Origin of the sequence: Methanocalculus sp., from assembly GCF_030651615.1 — an archaeon.
In the GTDB taxonomy this organism is placed as follows: Archaea; Halobacteriota; Methanomicrobia; order Methanomicrobiales; family Methanocorpusculaceae; genus Methanocalculus.
The window spans coordinates 1-7,980 of sequence record NZ_JAUSCG010000240.1 but is presented as its reverse complement, the minus strand read 5'-3'; the positions used below and the strand labels follow the sequence as shown (position 1 = coordinate 7,980).

Below are 7,980 nucleotides of genomic sequence, written 5' to 3'. Positions count from 1 at the left end.
TTGGTCTTAACGGTGAGGCTGATCATGTTCTTAAACCCATGTGACTCCTCTGTCGTCGTCTCGGCGATGGTGACACCCCGTTCGCGTGCCACAAATTCAGCATTCACGATATTGATCGGCTGCTGGAGGATCGGGTCCATAATACCTTTGATCGCCATCCGGGTGACGAACTTGAGGTTCTGTCTCATTTCAATGAGGTCACCGGCATAAGTCACTTCTATCTTCGTGATCGCACCGGCTACCACCTGTGATGCGAGCCGTCCCATCCTCTCTGCAAGACGGGCATATGGCTCAAGCGTCTCCTGGAGTTCGGTTGGGATCATCGGAGCGTTCACGACGTACTTCGCAGCACCACCCTTTAAGACATCAATACACTGGTGAGCGATCGAGATGGCGACATTCTTCTGCGCTTCAACTGTGCTTGCACCAAGGTGCGGGGTGACGATGACGTTGTCAAGTGCAAGGAGCGGTGATTCTGTTGGTGGCTCCGACTCAAAGACATCAAGTGCGGCACCGGCGACCTTTCCGCTTGCCACAGCAACGGCAAGTGCAGCCTCATCAATAATGCCCCCACGTGCACAGTTGATGATCCGGACACCGTCCTTCATCGTTGCAATCGACTTCTCATTCACGAGATGCATCGTCTCCTTGATCAGAGGCGTGTGAACCGTAATGACATCGGCGACCTTGAAGAGATCCTCAACACTCATCATCTCGACACCAAACTGTGCGCCGCGTTCAGGGGTGATGAAGGGATCGTAGGCGACGACCTTCATATTGAAGGACTGGGCGCGTTTTGCAACCTCGCGGCCGATACGTCCAAATCCAACGACGCCAAGCACCTTCTCGTTCATCTCGACACCCATGAACTTCGACCGCTTCCACTCACCTTTCTTCAGTGATGCAGTTGCAGACGGAATCCTCCGGGCAAGTGAGAGCATCATCGCCATCGTATGCTCGGTTGCGGCAAGGGTGTTCCCCTCAGGAGCATTTGCGACAATGATACCCTTCCTGGTTGCCGCGTCGGTATCGATATTGTCAACGCCGGCACCTGCACGGCCGATGTACTTCATCTTCGTCGCTGCCTCGATAACGCGTGCTGTCACCTCGGTTCCTGATCTGACGATAAGTGCATCGTATCCTCCGATGATTCCGACCAGTTCGTCTTCTGAGAGGCCTGTCTTCTCATCGACGTTGCAGAACCCTTTCAATATCTCAATACCCTCTTCTGCCAGCGGATCACTGACCAGGACGTTAAAGCTCATGTGAAAACCCATTACGTATTTATATCTCGCAGGTAATCATGCTTCTTCTTTGATGAAGATCGACCAGGGGTCCTTCACCCTGTTTTATGTATCCTCGGGTAGATTCATACCTGAGATTGCTATGAAGGACGCGCCGAACATTCTCTGGCTTAAGGAGATCAGAAAGGGTGACATACCCTCTGTGGGAGGAAAGGGTGCCTCCCTTGGTGAAATGGCCTCGATCGGTCTTCCGGTACCCGAAGCCTATGTAGTGACTGCCCAGGCTTTCCGGCGTTTTCTCGTCGAAACAGCCCTTGAAGAATCGCTCTATTCCATTCTTGAAGGACTTGACGTCGATGACAACAATGCTCTGGAATCTGCTGCCGGAAAGGCGAAGGACCTGATCCTTTCGGTTCCGATGCCCGGGTATATGGCAGAGGAGATCCGATCCGCCTATGCCGGTATGGGATCAGATGTCGTTGTTGCAGTCAGATCGAGTGCAACTGCAGAAGATCTCCCGGATGCAAGTTTTGCAGGGCAGCAGGAGACCTACTTAAACATCCTTGGTGGCGACGATGTCATCGAGGCGGTTCAGATGTGCTGGGCATCGCTGTATGGAGCGCGTGCAGTATACTACCGATCCAAACAGGGGTTCGATGACCGAAGTGTCAATATTGCCGTAGTTATCCAGAAACTCATCTTCTCCGAGAAGGCCGGTGTGATGTTCACATCACACCCGGTCAGTGGAGAACCCCTCACAATAATCGAGGGTTCATGGGGTCTTGGTGAAGCGGTCGTCTCCGGCTCCGTCTCACCGGACAACTATGTCTTTGACCAGACAAAGCAGAAGATCATCGATCGGATCATCGCGAGCAAAGAGATAGAGATCATTCCCGATGGTAAGAAGGGGACAAAAGAGGTCTCTGTTCCAGAAGATCGGAAGAAGAAGCAGGTACTCTCTGACGGGGAGATTGCACGTCTTGCATCTCTTGGAAAACTCTCAGAGGACCATTATGGAACGCCACAGGATGTAGAGTGGGGTATCGTCGGTGATAATGTCTATATTCTCCAGTCACGGCCGATCACCACCATTAAGACCGTCTCTGTCGGCAAGATCGGCTCATCATTATCCGGTTCCGAAAAGATCCTTCTGGAAGGGCAGGGAGCATCACCGGGCATTGCTACGGGAAGAGTTACGATCATCAAAAATGTGAAGGAGTCCGGATCTATTCAGGAAGGGGATATCCTCGTTGCCAAGATGACCAATCCCGACATGGTTCCTGCGATGCGAAAAGTCAGGGGAATCATCACTGATGAAGGCGGTATGACCTGTCATGCAGCGATTGTGTCGCGTGAACTTGGAACTCCGGCAGTCGTTGGGACGAAGAAGGCAACCTCCACACTGAAGAACGGCCAGATCGTTACGATCGATGGTGACAAAGGGATCATCTATGAAGGTGAGGTTCAGAAGACCCATGAGGCACGCTCATCTGACCTCCAGACAGTATCTGCCCCAATAGTGACGGCCACACTCATCAAGGTGAACGTCTCGCTCCCCGAGGCAGCACAGCGTGCTGCTGCAACCGGTGCCGACGGTGTCGGTCTTCTCCGAATCGAACACCTGATCCTCGGGATGAACAAGACTCCCCAGTGGTTCATCACAAACAACCAGGAGGAGGAGTTCATCTCTGAACTCTATGCCGGGATCAAGATCATACTGGACGCATTTCCGGGAAAACCCGTCTGGGTCAGGACCCTTGATGCTCCAACTGATGAGTTCCGGAACATGGAAGGTGGCGAGGACGAACCCCACGAACACAACCCGATGCTCGGATGGCGCGGTATCCGCCGTGACCTTGGCGCACCCGATCAGTTCCGCCTCCAGATTGAAGCCTTTAAACGCCTCTGGAAGGCCGGATACGACAATCTTGGCTTAATGTTCCCGCTTGTGAACCACCCACGGGAGTTCATCCAGGCAAAATCCCTTCTTCGTGAATGGGGAGTTGATGTCGACGCTGTCACCCTTGGTATCATGGTTGAAGTGCCATCATCAGCCATCCTGATCGATGACTTCATCAAAGCCGGGATCAAATTTGCCTCATTCGGCACAAATGATCTCGTTCAGTATACCCTCGCTGTCGATCGGAACAACGAGCATGTCGCCTCAATGTACGAACCTGAACACCCTGCAGTACTCAGGCTGATCGACTATGCGATCAGCCGGTGCCGGGCAGCAGGCGTTGAGTGTTCCATCTGCGGGCAGGCAGGATCAGACCCGAAGATGGTCACCTGGCTCATTGAACATGGTATCAGGAGCGTTTCTGCAAATATCGATGCAATACAGAAGGTTCGTGAGGCCGCAGCCCGGACTGAACAGCGGATGATCCTGAATATGGCATATTCCAAAGGTGGCAATGAAGGAGATCGGTTCTTCTGAGGAGGAGATCTTCTCCTACCTCTCTTCTGTTCGGGAAGAGGATCTGACATATGATCGAATTCTGTCTTCAATGTGCACCCGACCTCATCCGGTAGCCATTCGTGCACATATGCAGTTTATCGAGACGAACCTCGGAGATCCTGGTCTCTTCCCAGGAACGATGGGCCTCGAGGATGAACTGATCAGGATGCTTGGAGAACTCTTCCATCATGCTGGTGCAGGAGGATATGCCACATCAGGTGGTACCGAATCAAATATCCAGGCACTCAGGATCGCAAAGAAGCAGAAGTCAGTTGATCATCCAAATGTCATCATTCCGGCATCCGCACACTTCTCCTTTGATAAGGCATGTGATATGCTCGGACTTGAGATGCGATCAGTTCCGCTTGATGCGAATTATCGGATGGATATCGACTCGGTCAGCAACGCAGTCGATGCACGGACCGCCGGCATCGTTTCTGTCGTCGGAACAACCGAATATGGAATGATCGACCCGGTACGAGAGATCGGAGAGATTGCCGGAGATAATGATATTTTCTTCCATGTCGATGCCGCATTTGGAGGTCTTGTCGCACCGTTCCTTCCAAAGATTGCACCCTGGGATTTCTCCATCCCCTCAGTATCAAGTATCTCAGTTGACCCTCATAAGATGGGTATGAGCACCATCCCCTGTGGAGCGCTTCTTCTCCGTGATCCGGCCGCATTCGGTTGTCTTAACGTTGATACGCCGTATCTGACGGTGAAGAAGGAGTGTACACTCGCAGGAACACGCCCCGGTGCCCCTGTTGCAGGAGCATATGCAGTCCTCAGGTACCTTGGGTGTGAGGGTCTCTCTGCTATCGTCTCCGGATGCATGGAGAATACAAGGCGACTTATCGAGGGGATGGAAGCCTTCGGCTATCCCCGTGCTGTGACCCCCGATGTCAATGTCGCAACCTTCGACTGTCCGATTACGCCTTCCGGCTGGCGTGTTTCACGGACGCGTCAGGGCCATATGCGCACCGTTCAGATGCCCCATGTTACACGGGATGTAGTGGAATCATTCTTAGAAACAATCGGTGAATCTCATGCTTGATGTACTCAAAAAATCATTGCAGACCTGTCCTCTTGTAAAAAGGGGTGAATATAACTATTTCATCCACCCGATCACAGATGGTGTCCCGCTGGTTGAGCCCGCACTCCTCAGGGATGTGGCCTGCTCACTTTTTAAAGCGCTCGACCTCACGGATGTCGATAAACTCGTCGTCACTGAGGCGATGGGTATCCATATCGGGACCGTTCTCTCCCTGATGACAGACATCCCCTATACAATTGTCAGAAAACGTGAGTATAAACTCCCTGGCGAGGTGACGATCGGTCAGACGACAGGGTATTCAAAGGGTACTCTCTACTTAAACAGCGTCTTCGATGGAGATCGGATTGCGATTGTTGATGATGTGATCAGCACAGGAGGAACGATCCGGGCACTGCTCCCTGCCATCGAATCGACCGGAGCAGTGGTGTCTGATCTCTGTTTTGTCATTAACCGGGGGAACCCTGATATTGGAAGGCCGTACAAGTCTCTGGTCACCATCGATGTCGATGAAGATGGCGTTCATGTCCTTGATTCGTACTTCTGAGGTTATCGAACGGATCAGATCTCTTCATCCGAAGAGGATCGCCCTTCAGGCTCCTGAAGGATTGAAGCGGGAGCTGCCGGCACTTGCCGAGGCTCTCAGGGCAGAAGGGTACTCGGTCATCATCTCGGGAGACCCCTGCTATGGTGCATGTGATCTTGCACTCGACACGCTTGACTATGCGGATATCCTCATCCATTTTGGACATACCCCACTGATGGATCACCCAAGAGTCATCTTTGAGCCTATTCAGCTCCCGTATGAAACTCCCTCACTCGACAACGTCATTCCCCTGCTGAAAGGCCCTGTAATCGGTCTTATCTCCACAATTCAGCATGCACCCTCACTTCCACAACTGGCAGAAGAGCTACGAAAACATGGGTTTCAGCCGGTCATCGCGCCCTCCTCTCCCCGGACACCCTGCCCCGGCCAGGTGCTCGGATGCACCTATGCTGCTGCACGGGATACCGGATCACAGGAGATCCTCTACCTTGGAACCGGGGTCTTTCATCCTATCGGATCAGGCATTGCAACCGGTGCACGGGTGATCACTCTTGACCCCTTCACCGGAGAGGCGGGTCTGGTCGAGACGGACAGACTTCTCCGCAGGCGGTTTGCCGTCATCGAGAAGGCGCGATCAGCTGACCGCTTTGGGATCATCGTCTCGCAGAAGTGCGGCCAGAACAGGGTGAAGCTTGCAGAGGAACTACTCCTGCTTGATCCACGGTCTGTAATCGTTCTTCTCAGGGAAGTGACCCCCGATCAACTGCTCAACCTTGGTTTTCCCTGTTATGTGAATACCGCGTGCCCAAGGCTCTCTCTTGACGATCAGATCCGGTTCCCGGTCCCGGTTCTCTCCCCTCCCGAGTTTGAGATCCTCTGCGGCAGACGGCATTGGGATGACTATACCATCGATGAGATCCGATCATGAAGCTCCGAACCCTTGAGATGAAACTCGAACGGGTCATGGGTATTCCAGATCCGGATCCTGCGAAAGAGCAGTACATGACTCCTGCTCTTCTTGCTGCACGCCTCCTTTTTGATGCCTGTCTGGCAGGAGATATCGAGGGCTGCTCGGTCTGTGATCTCGGATCAGGTACCGGCATCCTTGGAATCGGTGCAGCACTCCTCGGTGCCGAACGGGTTGTTGGGATAGAAGAAGACGAACGGTTGGTTGCGCTTGCTCAGGAGAATATGAGGCTGTTCTCTGTTGATTGTACTTTCATCACAGGAGATGTCAGAGATCTGACTGAATCCTTTGATACTGTCGTTATGAACCCTCCATTTGGTGCGCAGACGGTGCATGCGGACAGACCGTTCATCGATGCAAGCCTCAGGATTGCCCCTGTAGTCTACGGGATCTTTAACGCAGGTACGATTCCGTTCCTCAATTCGTATATCAAAGGGAGAGCGGTCATCTCCGGGGCAGTATCTGCCTCATTTCCAATGAAACGAATGTTCTCCTTTCATAGACGGGATGTACTTGATATCCCTGTTGAAATTGTCTGTTTGAGGCGTATCTGAATGATAAAATTACCACGTCCACTCCTTGGATATACCTTCGGTCATGTTGTTATTGATCTGTACAGCCCGGTAATTCCGGCACTGATACCGCTGCTTGTTCTTCACCCCGGAATCGGTTTCTTCCTTGCAGGTCTCCTTGTAAGCGTTTTTCAGATTACCTCTTCCCTTATCCAACCCGTCGTAGGATGGCTCTCGGACCGATCCGGGTGGGGTGCTCCGATCTGGCTCTGTATTCTGACGAGTTCAATCTGTATCGGACTATATGGGGTGGTGCAGGACTACTATCTCCTCCTCATCTTTGCCGCTGTTGCCGGAGTATCTCATGCTCTCTTTCATCCTTCAGCGCTTCTCCGGGTGCATGGTGAGACCACCGTTCACAATCGTGGATCACTTACTTCCATCTTCGTTACCGGAGGAAACCTTGGATATGCAATAGGTCCGGTCATTGTAGGCATTCTTATTGGATTTGGTGGTCTCACTGCCCTGACCCTGATCTCAATCCCTGGTCTGTTGACTGCTGCATATCTCTATCATATGACGAAGGGGGCAGCCTTCCAGGTTCCACGGGAAACGGTTAAAAAACTGAAGCAGAAGATTTCATATGGTCCAATTACGTTGATCGTCACCATCGCAGCCCTCCGCTCATGGGTGATCCTCGCATCGACAGCTTTCTTCCCGACATATCTTATACTGACATCGGGATACTCCCTCATCTTTGCAAATATGATGCTCACCATGATGCTCCTTGCAGGAGTTGTGGGGCAGGTGACAGGTGGTATCCTCTCAGATCGGTACGGGAGGAGAGAGGTGACGATCATCGGGCTCTTTGCCTCAATCATCCCCTATATGCTCTTCTTCATGACAACCGGATGGGTTCGGCTCTCCCTGATGGTACTGATCGGCTTTCTCACCTGGTCGACCTTCTCTGTGACGGTGACGATGGCACAGGAGTATCTCCCGGATCGGGTCGGTCTTGCATCAGGGCTTCTCATCGGTTTTTCGGTCGGTGCAGGTGGACTTGGCATCTCTATAATCGGGATTGCAGCCGATCTCATGACACTGGATGCAGCACTCTCTGCTTTAGCTATCCCCCTGATCGCAGCAGCACTCCTCTCACTCGCCATACCACGATTGCCCAGGGCTGTGATCTGATCTCATC

General features: G+C 52.5%; 7 protein-coding genes. 6 read left to right on the top strand and 1 reads right to left on the bottom strand.

Annotated elements, in window-relative coordinates; genetic code table 11:
- Positions 1-1,265, bottom strand: a 1,265-nt coding sequence (serA, locus tag Q7V06_RS10095; RefSeq protein WP_304841102.1) for a phosphoglycerate dehydrogenase, incomplete at its 3' end; no start/stop codon positions are given.
- A gap of 121 nt (positions 1,266-1,386) precedes the next feature.
- Here serA and ppsA point away from each other — a divergent pair.
- The 6 genes from ppsA to Q7V06_RS10065 are packed head-to-tail and all read left to right on the top strand — an operon-like array spanning position 1,387 to position 7,973.
- Positions 1,387-3,681 (top strand): phosphoenolpyruvate synthase, encoded by a 2,295-nt coding sequence (ppsA, locus tag Q7V06_RS10090; RefSeq protein ID WP_304841103.1) that lies wholly within the window; start codon positions 1,387-1,389, stop codon positions 3,679-3,681.
- Positions 3,659-4,756 carry a tyrosine decarboxylase MfnA gene (mfnA, locus tag Q7V06_RS10085; RefSeq protein ID WP_304841101.1) on the top strand — a complete coding sequence of 366 codons (1,098 nt, stop codon included), beginning with the start codon at positions 3,659-3,661 and terminating at the stop codon, positions 4,754-4,756. Before ppsA ends, mfnA begins: the two co-directional genes overlap by 23 nt.
- Complete coding sequence (hpt, locus tag Q7V06_RS10080) at positions 4,749-5,300, top strand: hypoxanthine/guanine phosphoribosyltransferase (RefSeq protein ID WP_304841100.1); 552 nt, start codon at positions 4,749-4,751, stop codon at positions 5,298-5,300. Before mfnA ends, hpt begins: the two co-directional genes overlap by 8 nt.
- Positions 5,278-6,228: a diphthamide biosynthesis enzyme Dph2 gene (gene dph2 / locus Q7V06_RS10075; RefSeq protein WP_304841099.1), complete on the top strand. Its 951-nt coding sequence runs from the start codon at positions 5,278-5,280 to the stop codon at positions 6,226-6,228. Before hpt ends, dph2 begins: the two co-directional genes overlap by 23 nt.
- Entirely contained in the window at positions 6,225-6,821 is a 597-nt protein-coding gene (locus Q7V06_RS10070; protein WP_304841098.1) for an METTL5 family protein, read from the top strand. The genes dph2 and Q7V06_RS10070 overlap by 4 nt, the downstream gene beginning before the upstream one ends.
- Positions 6,822-7,973: an MFS transporter gene (locus tag Q7V06_RS10065; protein ID WP_304841097.1), complete on the top strand. Its 1,152-nt coding sequence runs from the start codon at positions 6,822-6,824 to the stop codon at positions 7,971-7,973.
- Positions 7,974-7,980: the final 7 nt, after the last annotated feature.

Coding starts and splice junctions, on each gene's coding strand:
- dph2 (WP_304841099.1), top strand. CDS start 5,278: ATGTCCTTGATTCGTACTTCTGAGGTTATCGAACGGATCAGATCTCTT.
- ppsA (WP_304841103.1), top strand. CDS start 1,387: ATGAAGGACGCGCCGAACATTCTCTGGCTTAAGGAGATCAGAAAGGGT.
- Q7V06_RS10065 (WP_304841097.1), top strand. CDS start 6,822: ATGATAAAATTACCACGTCCACTCCTTGGATATACCTTCGGTCATGTT.
- hpt (WP_304841100.1), top strand. CDS start 4,749: ATGCTTGATGTACTCAAAAAATCATTGCAGACCTGTCCTCTTGTAAAA.
- mfnA (WP_304841101.1), top strand. CDS start 3,659: ATGAAGGAGATCGGTTCTTCTGAGGAGGAGATCTTCTCCTACCTCTCT.
- Q7V06_RS10070 (WP_304841098.1), top strand. CDS start 6,225: ATGAAGCTCCGAACCCTTGAGATGAAACTCGAACGGGTCATGGGTATT.